Source organism: Escherichia sp. MOD1-EC6021 (assembly GCF_002965245.1).
GTDB lineage: Bacteria > Pseudomonadota > Gammaproteobacteria > Enterobacterales > Enterobacteriaceae > Escherichia > Escherichia coli_F.
Genome location: NZ_PTRU01000026.1, coordinates 40,605 through 54,318 on the forward strand (window position 1 = coordinate 40,605; position 13,714 = coordinate 54,318).

A 13,714-nucleotide genomic window follows, 5' to 3' on the forward strand; every position below is an offset into this window, starting at 1 on the left:
GAAAAAAGGGCCGGATGTACAGCACATCCGGCCCGTGAAATCAGACGCCGATATTTCTCAACTTCTCACCAGCCATCAGTTTGCGTTCGATATGTTCCAGTGTGACATTCTTGGTTTCCGGAATGAGCCAGAAAGTGATGCCCACAAACGCAATGTTCAGCGCAGTGTAGAGCCAGAACGTACCTGCCGCACCAATGCTATCGAGCAGAGTCAGGAAGGTCGCGCCGATAATCATATTCGACACCCAGTTTGTCGTCGTCGAACAAGTGATGCCAAAATCGCGGCATTTCAGCGGCTGAATTTCAGAGCACAAGATCCACACCACTGGCGCGGCGCTCATCGCATAACCGGCAATACACATCATCGTCATGCCAACAGAGAGCCAGGACAAGCCACTGGAAGCCGTACCGTTATCAAACTGCATCAGGCAATAGCCCAGCACCAGAGTGCCTAACGCCATCACGCTGAAACCAATTTTCAGAGCCGGTTTACGCCCTGCTTTATCTACCGTAAAGACCGCAATGAAGGTGGCGAACATAAAGGTCAGCCCTACGACCAGAGTCGCAATCATCTGTTGTTCTGTGGTCGTAAAACCCGCCATTTTGAAGATACGCGGCGCGTAGTACATGATGATGTTCATACCGGTAAACTGCTGCATCGCCTGCAACAACATACCGAGAAACACAGCACGACGGACGTTACGGTTGATCTTAAACAGTGCCCAACCGCCCTGTTTTAACTTCAGGCTTTCACGAATTTCGTTGAGTTCTTCTCGCGCTTTTTCCGACGTATCGCGCAGCATACGCAACACTTCTTCCGCCTCAATATGACGCCCCTTTTCCGCCAGCCAGCGCGGGCTATTTGGCAGGAAGACCACCAGAATAATCAGCAGGACTGCTGGTAAAGCAAGAACCCCCAACATTGCGCGCCAGTTACCGCTATAACTGAACGCTGTATCGGATAAAAACGCCAGCACGATGCCGAGTGTGACCATCAACTGGTACATACTGATCATCTTACCGCGAACGTTTTCACTTGCCATTTCAGAAAGATACAGAGGAGCGGTGTAAGACGCGATCCCGACAGCAATGCCCAGCACCACACGAGCGGCGATTAACATCTCTACGCTGGTCGCAAAAGCGGACCCTATCGAACCGAGCACAAAAAGGATAGCCCCCGCCATCAGGCTGTATTTACGCCCCAGGCGGAACGACAGCCACCCATTAAACAGCGCACCAATTGCTGCGCCGAGCATCATGCTACTGACCACCCATTCCTGCAAACGGCTGGTCAGCACAAAGTGATCGGTAATGAACGGCAAGGCTCCGGCGATTACGCCGATATCAAGACCAAATAACAATCCTGCGACCGCAGCAGCTACCGAAACAAACATATTCATACGCCGCGTATCCCGCAAAGAACGTGGCGTTAAAGCAGATTCCGTATTGATAGTAACCATTTTTTCCTGCCAGCAGAGAGTAAGACATAGTGAAAAAATACGTGAACAATTCAAACAGGTGTCAGGTCGGAAATAGCATAAATATGGATTAAATTGCTGCGACATGTCGTTATGTGATGGATATTCCAATTTTCAAATTAAGTTGAATTATTGAGATTATTATTAACCAACTAATTTTAAAGCAGATAAAATTCATAAAGTTCACTAATTGATAATTGATATGGATTATTTCATAACCATGATATGGATTATGATGATCTACAGGTATAAAAAACCCTGCCATGCGGCAGGGTCATAAAAGTAAGAAGAATGGATTAACGAGCCAGCCAACCGCCATCCACGGCAATGGTATAACCATTCACATAATCTGAAGCACTGGAGGCAAGAAACACTACCGGCCCCATCAGGTCACTCGGCAGTCCCCAACGGCCAGCTGGAATGCGGTCGAGAATTTCCGCGCTACGTTGTTCATCTGCCCGTAGTTGTTGAGTATTGTTGGTCGCCATGTAACCCGGAGCTATCGCATTAACATTAATGTTGTGTTTAGCCCATTCATTCGCCATCAATCGCGTCACGCCCATCACGCCGCTTTTTGATGCGGTATAAGAAGGCACACGGATCCCGCCCTGGAAGGAGAGCATTGACGCGACATTGATAATCTTGCCGCCATTGCCTTGTGCGATAAAGTGTTTCGCCGCTGCCTGAGACATGAAGAATACGCTCTTGATATTCAGGTTCATGACATCGTCCCAGTCTTTTTCGCTGAACTCGAGAGCATCTTCGCGCCGAATCAATCCGGCGTTATTCACCAGGATATCAATATGACCAAACTCAGCTACCGCGCGATCCAGCAGTCCAGGAATACCATCAATCTTTCGCAGATCGGCGGTCAGGCTTAAAAAACGACGCCCCAGCGCCGTGACCTGCTTGATGGTTTCAGTCGGTTCAACGATGTTAATGCCAACAATGTCACAGCCCGCTTGCGCCAGCCCCAACGCCATCCCCTGACCCAGTCCAGTATCACAACCAGTGACGACCGCAACTTTACCTTCGAGAGAAAATGCACTTAAAATCATAACAATACCTTATTCGTTTATGCCCACAACTAGCGCAAATCTTTAACGGCCACATGGTCCATATCATCAAAGACCTGGTTTTCACCGACCATGCCCCAGATAAAGGTATAAGCTTTGGTTCCGACACCGGAATGGATCGACCAGCTCGGGGAGATCACCGCCTGCTCGTTATGCATCACAATATGACGCGTTTCTTGCGGCTGCCCCATCATGTGGAAAACGCAGGCGTCATCATCCATATTGAAATAGAAATAAACTTCCATCCGGCGCTCGTGGGTGTGACACGGCATGGTGTTCCACAAGTTACCCGGAGCCAGCTCCGTCAGCCCCATACTCAATTGGCAGGTTTCCAGCACATCCGGGACAAAATATTTGTTAATCGTGCGACGGTTGCTGGTGAGGTTATCGCCTAACGTGACTGGAGATACTTCGTCCGGTGTGACTTTTTTGGTGGGATACGTCGTATGCGCAGGTGCGCAATTGTAATAAAACTTCGCCGGAGTAGCGGTATCAATACTGGCAAAGACAACTTCTTTTGCGCCTTTACCAACATACAGGGCTTCGCGGTGACCGATTTCATAGCATTGACCATCGACGGTAATCGTACCGGCACCGCCAATATTGATAACACCTAGCTCGCGACGTTCCAGGAAATAGCTTACCCCGAGTTGTTTACCAACTTCCCCGCCAACGGAAACCGTTTTAGTTACCGGCATAATGCCGCCAACAATAATACGGTCAATGTGGCTGTAAACCATGGTGTACTCATCGGCGACAAATACCTTTTCAACCAAAAATTCATTGCGCAACCCCTGGGTATCCAGCGTTTTTGCATGCGCACTGTGGATACTCTGTCTTACGTCCACATCAACCTCCGATAATCAGTGAAGCGTGAAAATAGAAAACGATAGTGAAACGCTGTTTCGTTTTCTCTATAAGGGGATGATATGCCCACAGGATAGGGTTTTCAATTAAAAATAAAACAATGTTTCATTTTTAAGGTAAGGACTGAAAAAAGTGCAGTGTCGATCACGAATATGTCATGAGAATGGAAAAATCAGGGAGCCCTGAAAATGTATGTCGACTCGCCAGCCACCATTATTCAACAGATTAATGACGGCTGATATTTATCGGTAAGGAGGAAATGCAGAGCTATTCGTCACGTTCAATGGTCAATGCCACGCCCTGGCCCCCGCCGATACAAAGCGTAGCCAGTCCTTTGCGGGCATTACGTTTCACCATTTCATGAACCAGAGAAACCAGGATTCGGCAACCGGACGCGCCTATTGGGTGACCGAGCGCGATCGCGCCACCATTAACATTGACCCGACGCTCATCCCATTCAAGCATCTTGCCAACCGAAAGCGCCTGAGCAGCAAACGCTTCATTAGCCTCAATAAGATCGACATCAGCCAACTGCCAGCCGACACGTTCCAGGCAACGGCGTGTCGCATACACCGGCGCAATGCCCATTAATGCCGGATCTACACCAACGCTGGCAAATGCGCGAATGCGGGCAAGCACGGGTAAATTCAACGCTCGCGCTTTGGCTTCGCTCATCATCATTACCGCAGCTGCGCCATCGTTTATGGATGATGCATTACCCGCTGTCACAGAACCGAGACTATCAAATGAAGGATTTAAACGGGCCAAGCCTTCTGCACTGGCGTCAGTGCGTGGCTGTTCATCGGTATCAACAACCAACGCCTGACCGTTACTTTGGGTCATTACCGGGACGATTTCATCTTTAAATCGTCCGGCGTCAATCGCCGCTCGCGCTTTTTGTTGCGAGCTAAGTGCGTAAGCATCCTGCAACTGACGGCTGATGCCATATTCGCGAGCCAGATTTTCGGCGGTGACACCAATATGATAATCATTGAAGGCATCCCACAAGCCGTCATGCACCAGACTATCAACCAACTGGCTATTGCCAAGCTGTGCACCGGTGCGGCTATCTGTAAGAACGTGTGGTGCGCGGCTCATGTTTTCCTGGCCACCGGCGATGACAATATCCGCCTCGCCACACTGGATCGCCTGAGTAGCCAGATGCAGTGCTTTAAGCCCGGAACCGCAAACGTCATTAATCGTGATTGCAGAAACGCTGTTAGGAAGACCACCTTTAATAGCCGATTGCCTTGCCGGATTCTGCCCTGCTCCTGCAGTCAACACCTGACCAAGAATCACTTCATCCACCGCATATGCAGAAACACCGGTACGTTCTATTAACGCTTTCACGACCAGGCTGCCAAGTTCCACGGCGGAATGACCCGCTAACGCACCACGAAAACAGCCGATAGGTGTCCGTAACGCCCCGACAATCACAACGTCTTTCATCACAACCTCGCACCAATTAACAGTGCAATAGTAAATGATTGTTAATTACAGTTATCTTAATTGTTTAAAAAAAGTGATTTTTATCACAAAGGAAATACGCCTGACCAGCAGTCAGAGACATAACTGGCACGTAAGGTTTGCAACCACTAACCCACCAATAGAGAGGTAGAAAGGGCGTTAATCTCCCATACTTAACCTGGTTTATGGTAAATTGCCCTCCATTTTGTTTAATTTGTAGATGATACGTTCAGATAATGTCTAATATTTGGTCAAAAGAAGAAACTCTGTGGAGTTTCGCGCTCTACGGCACAGCCGTTGGTGCAGGCACGCTCTTCCTTCCTATTCAGTTAGGTTCGGCAGGGGCTGTGGTCCTGTTTATTACTGCTCTGGTCGCCTGGCCTTTAACATATTGGCCACATAAAGCCTTATGCCAATTCATCCTCTCATCAAAAACATCAGCAGGTGAAGGGATAACGGGCGCGGTAACACACTACTATGGCAAGAAGATTGGTAATCTGATTACCACGCTGTACTTCATCGCCTTTTTTGTCGTCGTGTTGATATATGCCGTGGCAATTACCAACTCACTTACGGAACAGCTGGCAAAGCATATGGTTATTGATCTTCGCATCCGTATGTTGGTGAGTCTGGGTGTTGTATTAATCCTGAATCTCATTTTTCTGATGGGACGCCATGCCACTATTCGGGTAATGGGATTTTTGGTATTCCCATTGATTGCCTATTTCTTATTTCTATCTATTTACCTGGTCGGTAGTTGGCAACCTGATCTATTAACTACCCAGGTAGAGTTCAATCAGAATACCCTTCACCAGATATGGATATCGATTCCCGTGATGGTTTTCGCTTTTAGCCATACGCCCATTATTTCTACGTTTGCCATAGACAGACGTGAAAAATATGGCGAACATGCTATGGATAAATGCAAAAAAATTATGAAAGTCGCTTATCTCATCATCTGCATAAGTGTATTGTTCTTTGTCTTTAGCTGCCTGCTTTCTATTCCACCTTCGTATATTGAAGCGGCTAAAGAAGAAGGGGTTACCATTTTATCGGCACTTTCTATGCTGCCGAACGCCCCAGCATGGTTGTCAATTTCCGGGATTATTGTCGCAGTAGTTGCGATGTCGAAATCATTCCTGGGTACGTACTTTGGCGTTATTGAAGGTGCCACGGAGGTCGTCAAAACAACACTACAGCAGGTTGGTGTAAAGAAAAGTCGTGCATTTAACCGCGCACTATCAATTATGTTGGTATCGCTCATTACCTTCTTTGTTTGTTGCATTAACCCGAACGCGATTTCGATGATTTACGCGATCAGCGGCCCGCTCATTGCCATGATACTTTTCATCATGCCTACGCTGTCAACATATCTCATCCCGGCGCTTAAACCCTGGCGTTCCATCGGAAATCTGATTACGCTGATCGTGGGTATCCTGTGCGTATCGGTAATGTTCTTTAGCTAATATCCGTTGTGAATGGTTCAAAATTGCTACAATTTTGAACCATTCCAGTTTTCATAATGTTCATTTGTTATTATTCCGCTCTATCACTTCTCTCGTCATATCGTAGTATTATCAGTTAGTTAAACACACAAAGAGATCTGAACATCTTAAATAAGACTATTTAAGATGCATAACTTAGATTCGCAAGATATCTTCTGGTCATTCAAAAACAATTTGCGATATAGATATTCTTATACCATGAGATAGTTATCTGAACCGTTCTCAACCATGCAAGATTAAATCAGTGAAACATAATCATATTTGATAACGAGAAATGCATTTTTAAATGCCTTACTCAGAATTATAGCAAATACAGATTAATCGCAATTTTTCCCAGCAAAATTACAAAATCATGGTGTATTGACATCATCAATAACCAATGAAATTATGCAATTATATACGGATAGGGAGGTTCTTAACATGGGGCTTTGTAGTCGTTATAAAAGTCTTACATGCAATAGTTGCTCAATGCATTGCCAAATAATGCCAGAAGAGTCACCGCGTTTGCAGTATTGCGCAAACTCGTGTTTTTGTATGTGGCCCGAAGAAAGTTCATATTTTAATCGTGGTGTGGTGGAAGGTATCTTAACAAAAAACCACAATGCGAGATTAAGCGGATATATTTTTGTCGATTTTTCAGTAAGTTTTTTACGTCTATTCCTTGAAAAAGACTGGATTGACTATCTTGCAAGTACTGACATGGGGATTGTTTTAGTCAGCGACCGCAATATGCAATCGTTAGCTAACTACTGGCGAAAACACAACTCTGCAATATCTGCTGTCATATATAATGATGATGGTCTTGATGTTGCCAATGAAAAGATCAGACAACTATTTATTGGTCGTTATTTATCATTTACCAGAGGGAACACATTAACTCAGATGGAATTCACCATAATGGGGTATATGGTTTCTGGTTATAATCCATATCAGATTGCTGAAGTTCTGGATATGGATATCCGTAGCATCTACGCGTACAAGCAACGAATCGAAAAGAGAATGGGTGGTAAAATAAACGAGTTATTTATTCGTTCACATTCGGTCCAACATTGATACTCAACAATCTGCCAGAATCATACTCTGCTTATACGGGCATCTATTGAAATGCCCGTATTTTATAAATAAGCAGTAACCCCAAGAGTAAACAACATGGTATTTAAAACCATCACACGAAAAATTCAGAAGCATTACGAAATATGAATTTACAAACAATAGTGGCGTAAATGTTAATCATGTTAATTTACGTAAAGTTTTACGTTGCGACATTAAAGCCTCATTTCAATCATTATGATAAATATAAAATTAATATATATTTATGCCGTAAATACCAATATACTTAGCAAACTATGTGATTTCCATTTCGATTGATTTAGTGTCTATTGACGTATGTACTGGATTATTAACGATAATATCGAGTTCTGGCCTGAGCACCGAAAATTAATATCGGTACATAACGCCGATCTTAACGTCGTTCTGACAACGCCAGCCAGTCGTTGTTTATCACTTCTACTTGAAGCTTTTCCTGATGTGGTTGCACAACAAGATTTTTTCACCAGAGTCTGGGAAGAAGAAGGTATGCGTGTGCCAACTAACACGTTATATCAGAACATATCCATTATCAGACGCGGATTTCGCGCTGTTGGTGATACCACCCACTCGCTTATTGCAACCGTGCCGAGAAGAGGATTCAAGATTCATAATGACATTAACATACAAAATCATGCAATAAACTCTTCAACAGACGCACATACACACAATACCCCACCTGCCGTAAAAGGTAATGCGGGGTACAAAGAGAGCATTGGTAGCGCAAACAATTTCAATAACAAAATCCTCAAACATATAAAAAGTTATCTAATTATGTTGAGCATATTTGCTATAGGCGTATATTCTGCACATTGGCTATGGAATAATAATCAACCGAAGCCATTCTTCAAGGATTACAAGACTGTTGCGGAAATTAATGGCTGCCATTTTAATGTGACAGAAGATACAATTGATGGGTTGAAAGAGTTCGATAAATATAAGACACGGATACTGGATTCGGGGATTAACTGTAAAAAATATCCGTGGTTATACTTCCCTCTTGCAAAATCCTCACCAAGGATGATTGTTATGGCATGCAATAAAAATTATAACCAACATGAAGTGGCAGGCTGTTTAACCCTGTCTTACCGTGAGGTTAATCGTGATTGATTATAAAAAAAACTTATTATTTATTTTAGTTTTCATCAGTGGGTTTATTCTCTTCATTGTTTACTCTTATACTGCAGAAAAAATGATATATAATGAAACATGCACTGCAAATTGGGTAATTTTTAATGACAAGGGGCGAGCAAATCTTACCATCGACTTTATGTATAACCAAAAAAATAAAACAGGAACTGTTGCGTTGAGCGGAACCTGGCAACAAGGCAACAGAGAAAGTAAATCAATACGGCGAAATATTGAATACACATGGATTGAAAACTATGACACAGCCCATTTAACATCAAAGAAAGTTAATAAATTTGAGATCATGGATCAAGTCGATGATGATAGACTTGCAGAACTTATTCCTGATTTTTATGTCTTTCCAGAAAAAAGTGTAAGCTATAATATACTAAAGCAAGGTAAGCATGCTTTTATTTTGAGTATTGGTAACAGAGCAATCATGCATTGTGCAAGGTAAACTTAAATAGATAACAAAAAGATGGAACCTCGTTAATCATAAAACAATAAAATTAAATATGCTTGTAGTATATGCCAGTATAAAGCATCAAAGTTTTGATCAACATCTTTCATTTTAGACATCACCTTGCAATGTAAAATATCATGTATCAACAACATCTGGTGCAAATCCATGAGTCGAACTCAACATTCATCTTAGCTCTATTATTATTCCTTCGTACAGTCGATGTAAACAATACAGAAAGAGGATTATTAAGAACCAGTTTACTTAGTGAATCAATAGAGGAAAGGACTAACGTTTCTTTAAAAGAATTGATTTCATCATCTGTTAAACTAAACTCATCATTGACAGATCGTGAGATATAACTGTTTTTAACTTTACTCTTTACGTTGACTTTACTGACAGAATTAACATTCACATATCTTGAATTTAGTGCCCATGATGTTGTTTGCGTGAGAACCTTCTCAGCATTAAGGAATTTTTTTAACGGAATCCTTGGTTTCTTTTTCGAGTCCGAATTTACAATATCATGCATATAGACCATTTCATGAATCTGCGAAAACTCAATGTCCATTATATACCTCACATTTTTACCGTGACTCGATGTTACTGTTCAATAATCACCTTCCATCAATACTAAATTTAATACCCCTAATGTGCCGATAACAAATATAGTCATTCTACGTAACGTCTCCATAAGGTGATAACCTTGATCAAATGAATTTCAAAAATAATAAAAGGAAATCTTTTGAGATGTTTGTCACGAATAAAGCTATTTATGTTACCAATATCATTTCGAGTGTGCACACTATCTATCTGTTTTTTCAGGATATAAAAAACAACATGTAAGTTATGTAAATTGCCGATGCTACTAAGTAACATTATGGTAAAAAAAGTAAAAATGAGCGATTTTTGATAGAATAAAGCATTAGAAAAGGTGATATTTGACATTATCAGAAGCTGCGAATTCGGATTTTGCTCTAATCAAATGAGAGAAATGTAAAATGAAGCCACGAAATATTAATAATAGCCTACCACTGCAACCATTAGTTCCTGATCAAGAGAACAAAAATAAGAAAAACGAAGAGAAATTCGTGAATCCAGTTAAAATTACGATGAGGTCTGGTTTAAATTATATTGAACAAGAATCTCTTGGAGGAAAATATCTAACACATGATTTGTCAATAAAGATAGCGGATATTTCTGAAGAAATAATTCAGCAAGCAATATTATCTGCTATGAGCATATATAAATTTCCGATAACAGATGATTTAATGAGTATGGCTACAAATGAACTCATAAAACTGGCCAAAATAGAGAATAATTTAGACCTGAATAAATTCTCTACTATATGCACCGACGTACTATCCCCCCTCGTCATCAGACATAATAAAGAAAAAAAACCAGACGACTTACTACCCTTCGCAAAAATCCCCTTTTTAATTTTCATCGAAAAAATGGAAATTGATAATATGAATCAAGGTCATGCATATTAAGGCATTTATGAAATATCGTAAATAAGATAACTAATAAGGTGAATATTAGAAAACAACTAATGACATTATTGGTTTATAGTGGTCAATATTTTTACTAATAATGAACCAATATACCCATAAGCAATGCAAGCTTAAAACTCATAATTCAAAAAAGATAAATACAAAAAAATTAATGAGTCAATCAATAATAATTTAGCATCACGAAACACATCACAGAGGAATATTATGAGCACAGATACACTTGAAATATTCAATAACAGTGATGAATGGGCAAGTCAACTAAAACACGCATTATCGCAAGGAGAAAATCTGGCATTACTACATGGATTGACTCCTGATATCCTTGATAGAATATATGCATATGCATTCGACTACCATGAAAAAGGTAACATAACGGACGCAGAAATTTATTATAAATTTCTGTGCATTTATGCGTTCGAAAATCATGAATATCTAAAAGGTTTTGCATCAGTATGCCAGTAAAAAAAGAAATATCAACAAGCATATGACCTTTACAAACTAAGTTACAATTACTCCCCGTATGATGACTATTCAGTTATTTATCGTATGGGTCAATGTCAAATTGGGGCTAAAAATATCGATAACGCAATGCAATGTTTCTATCATATTATTAACAATTGTGAGGATGAAAGTGTTAAGAGCAAAGCGCAGGCATATATTGAACTCTTAACTGATAATTCAGAAGATAATGGCTAAGCATTACAATCATTTGGTTAAAATTGCTGGTTATAGTGCAGTTAACCACTATGACCAGCTTCTCTTATGTTTTCTTAAATCAACATCTTAAAACAGTTAAGAACACACTATAAATTATTATTTTTCAACGCGTTAGAGAACAATCTATTTTATCAAAATTGAATAAGGCTATTTCAGATTACATCACTGAATTCCTAAGATAAATTAGTGAACACAACCATAGATATGTCGAATGTAAACTCCTATAGCATTAATGACACATAAATATGAATAGCCACTATTTCTATTGCTTATGCAGGATGCAAGAAACCAATTTTTTCATAGAGGTTAACTAATGGACTTAGAAAATAAATTCTCATATCATTTTCTTGAGGGATTAACGCTCACGGAAGATGGAATTCTTACTCAAGGAAATGAGCAAATTTATATTCCACCGAAAGAGTTAGGAGTATTGATCGTATTACTTGAATCCGCTGGTCATGTTGTCCTGAAAGATATGATCATCGAATCAGTATGGAAAAATATTATTGTAAGTGACGAGTCCCTGACAAGATGTATCTATTCTTTGCGCTGCATTTTTGAAAAAATTGGCTATGATCGTTGCATAGAAACAATCTACCGGAAAGGTTATCGTTTCAGTGGACAGGTTTTCAAAACTAGAATAAATGAAGATAACACTTCAGACTATTCCATAGCTATATTTCCTTTCACCACTTCATTGAATACCCTGGATCCGTTAATACTTAATCAGGAATTAGTGCAAAACATTTCAAATAAAAAAATCGAGGGCCTTTATACCTATCCGATGGCTGCGACAAATTTTTGTAATGATCACATATCGCAAAATTCATTTTTGAGAAGATTCAAGCCAGATTATTTCGTTACAGGAAGAATAAACCAGAATAACGCAGTGAAAACTTTATATATTGAACTGATCGACGCTAAAAATCTTTTCCTCATCGCCAGTAATCATCTTCCTGTTGATGAACTACATAACACATCACAATTTATTATAGATAATATCCTTCAAACGGTACATAATCCAGAGCGTTCTGTAAGATTAGCTAAACCGGATCAAGGTTACAAGAATCATTATTTATCAGATGAACTGTTGGCTGGTAAGAAAGAACTTTACGAGTTTACTCCTGAAAGCATTTACAGGGCTATGACTATATTTGATGGATTACAAAATAAAAGTGATATACAGACGCTAAAAACAGAATGTTATTGTCTGCTAGCGGAATGCCATATGTCTTTGGCACTTCATGGAAAATATGAACTTGAACTTGCTGCTCAAAAAGCATTAGAGCTTTTACATTATGTATCAGACATAACCAATGTCGATGGAAAAATTTTAGCTATTATGGGACTGATAACTGGCCTGTCTGGACAAGCAAAAGTATCTCATATCTTATTTGAACAGGCTAAGATAAACACAACTGATATAGCCTCTCTCTACTACTATAGAGCACTTGTCAACTTTCATAATGAAAGAATTGAAGAGGCAAGGATTTGTATAGACAAATCACTACAACTCGAACCCAGAAGACGAAAAGCAGTTGTGATAAAAGAGTGTGTAGATATGTATGTGCCTAACCCGCTCAAAAGCAACATGAAACGCTACTATAAAGAAACTTCGAGTGAAAGCCATCGAGTTATAATTGACAACATTTTGAAACTAAAGCAACTGACGAGAATTTGTATGCGATAAATCTTTATTGTCGCAATTTTATTGTTTAGATGTATGCAGCTAGTTATTTAAACAGCAGAGATGAAAATATCTAAGATATTTACCTTATTGCAATATATATCAAATACTCTAGATTAAAAAGTATTGTGTATAGGCTATTGGCCTGGACAAATAAAAAGGGAACTTTATGACTAATCCAATCAATATGAATAATTTTTCTCAAAGTTTAAATATAGCAACTGCAACGGGTGAAGAAGTAGTTTCATTAGTTAAACACATCACCACCAGTGCTACTGATACAGATCAAATACAAGCATTTATAGTTTCAACATGGATGGCATCTTTTCAAAATGATATGTATTCGAAAGATAATCCTATCTCTCCTTACTATGAACTGGAGTGGTAGACAATTGACCACTTAAATGTTTAACGAGATACTGATTATATTAGTATCTCGTTCCTTTCCTTCAATCCTACACATAAAAATATATGCGCTTACCCAAAGTTAAAATCTTATCCATCTTCATGTTTTCTGTATTAATTACAAAAATGTCTTTCGCCAGTAGCGCTTGCTTTAATGAAGCAGGATCAATTTTCAGAATCGAACCAAATTTGATCAAAGCTATCGCTCTTGTTGAAAGTAATTTAAAAAATGATAGCATCGGCAAGAATAGACTGGCCCCCTGAATCTCCAGACAACCAATATCACTTATTTAAGTGATAGTCTTAATACTAGTTTTTAGACTAG

At 40.1% G+C, this 13,714-nt stretch carries 13 protein-coding genes and 2 pseudogenes; 9 read left to right on the plus strand and 6 right to left on the minus strand.

Annotated features, from left to right (window positions below; all coding sequences use genetic code 11):
* Positions 1–40: 40 nt before the first annotated feature.
* From araE to BEB54_RS22235, 4 genes are all read right to left on the minus strand, one after another.
* Entirely contained in the window at positions 41–1,459 is a 1,419-nt protein-coding gene (gene araE / locus BEB54_RS22220) for an arabinose-proton symporter AraE (RefSeq protein WP_000256438.1), read from the minus strand.
* Positions 1,460–1,773: 314 nt separating this feature from the next.
* Positions 1,774–2,535, minus strand: coding sequence for a 2-dehydro-3-deoxy-D-gluconate 5-dehydrogenase KduD (kduD, locus tag BEB54_RS22225; protein WP_105276690.1), 762 nt, complete (start codon positions 2,533–2,535; stop codon positions 1,774–1,776).
* Positions 2,536–2,564: 29 nt separating this feature from the next.
* On the minus strand, positions 2,565–3,401 hold the full coding sequence (kduI, locus tag BEB54_RS22230; protein WP_000383251.1) for a 5-dehydro-4-deoxy-D-glucuronate isomerase: 837 nt from the start codon (positions 3,399–3,401) through the stop codon (positions 2,565–2,567).
* Between the two features lie 286 nt (positions 3,402–3,687).
* A complete protein-coding gene (locus BEB54_RS22235; protein WP_000656039.1) occupies positions 3,688–4,869 on the minus strand; it encodes an acetyl-CoA C-acetyltransferase in 1,182 nt (393 codons plus the stop codon).
* A gap of 254 nt (positions 4,870–5,123) precedes the next feature.
* Here BEB54_RS22235 and BEB54_RS22240 point away from each other — a divergent pair, with 254 nt between their 5' ends.
* From BEB54_RS22240 to yqeJ, 4 genes are all read left to right on the plus strand, one after another.
* Positions 5,124–6,353, plus strand: coding sequence for an amino acid permease (locus BEB54_RS22240; protein WP_000065947.1), 1,230 nt, complete (start codon positions 5,124–5,126; stop codon positions 6,351–6,353).
* Positions 6,354–6,812: 459 nt separating this feature from the next.
* Positions 6,813–7,445, plus strand: a complete 633-nt coding sequence (locus BEB54_RS22245; RefSeq protein ID WP_001305805.1) for a helix-turn-helix transcriptional regulator — start codon at positions 6,813–6,815, stop codon at positions 7,443–7,445.
* 333 nt (positions 7,446–7,778) lie between these two features.
* Complete coding sequence (locus tag BEB54_RS22250; protein WP_088542177.1) at positions 7,779–8,588, plus strand: winged helix-turn-helix domain-containing protein; 810 nt, start codon at positions 7,779–7,781, stop codon at positions 8,586–8,588.
* On the plus strand, positions 8,581–9,063 hold the full coding sequence (gene yqeJ, locus BEB54_RS22255; protein WP_000568331.1) for a protein YqeJ: 483 nt from the start codon (positions 8,581–8,583) through the stop codon (positions 9,061–9,063). The genes BEB54_RS22250 and yqeJ overlap by 8 nt, the downstream gene beginning before the upstream one ends.
* A gap of 32 nt (positions 9,064–9,095) precedes the next feature.
* Here yqeJ and BEB54_RS22260 read toward each other — a convergent pair whose 3' ends face one another.
* Positions 9,096–9,176, minus strand: a complete 81-nt coding sequence (locus tag BEB54_RS22260; protein WP_072132081.1) for a hypothetical protein — start codon at positions 9,174–9,176, stop codon at positions 9,096–9,098.
* 35 nt (positions 9,177–9,211) lie between these two features.
* Positions 9,212–9,637, minus strand: a complete 426-nt coding sequence (gene yqeK / locus BEB54_RS22265; protein WP_000350603.1) for a protein YqeK — start codon at positions 9,635–9,637, stop codon at positions 9,212–9,214.
* Between the two features lie 430 nt (positions 9,638–10,067).
* Between yqeK and BEB54_RS22275 the strand changes: the two genes are divergently transcribed.
* The 5 genes and pseudogenes from BEB54_RS22275 to BEB54_RS29015 form a co-directional block, all read left to right on the plus strand.
* On the plus strand, positions 10,068–10,559 hold the full coding sequence (locus BEB54_RS22275; RefSeq protein ID WP_039020558.1) for a hypothetical protein: 492 nt from the start codon (positions 10,068–10,070) through the stop codon (positions 10,557–10,559).
* 225 nt (positions 10,560–10,784) lie between these two features.
* Positions 10,785–11,276: pseudogene (locus tag BEB54_RS22280) on the plus strand (tetratricopeptide repeat protein).
* 334 nt (positions 11,277–11,610) lie between these two features.
* Complete coding sequence (ygeH, locus tag BEB54_RS22285) at positions 11,611–12,987, plus strand: HilA family transcriptional regulator YgeH (protein ID WP_105276692.1); 1,377 nt, start codon at positions 11,611–11,613, stop codon at positions 12,985–12,987.
* 166 nt (positions 12,988–13,153) lie between these two features.
* Complete coding sequence (locus BEB54_RS22290) at positions 13,154–13,372, plus strand: hypothetical protein (protein ID WP_105276693.1); 219 nt, start codon at positions 13,154–13,156, stop codon at positions 13,370–13,372.
* 83 nt (positions 13,373–13,455) lie between these two features.
* A pseudogene (locus BEB54_RS29015) lies at positions 13,456–13,641 on the plus strand (lytic transglycosylase domain-containing protein); the annotation flags it as partial.
* Positions 13,642–13,714 lie beyond the last annotated feature (73 nt).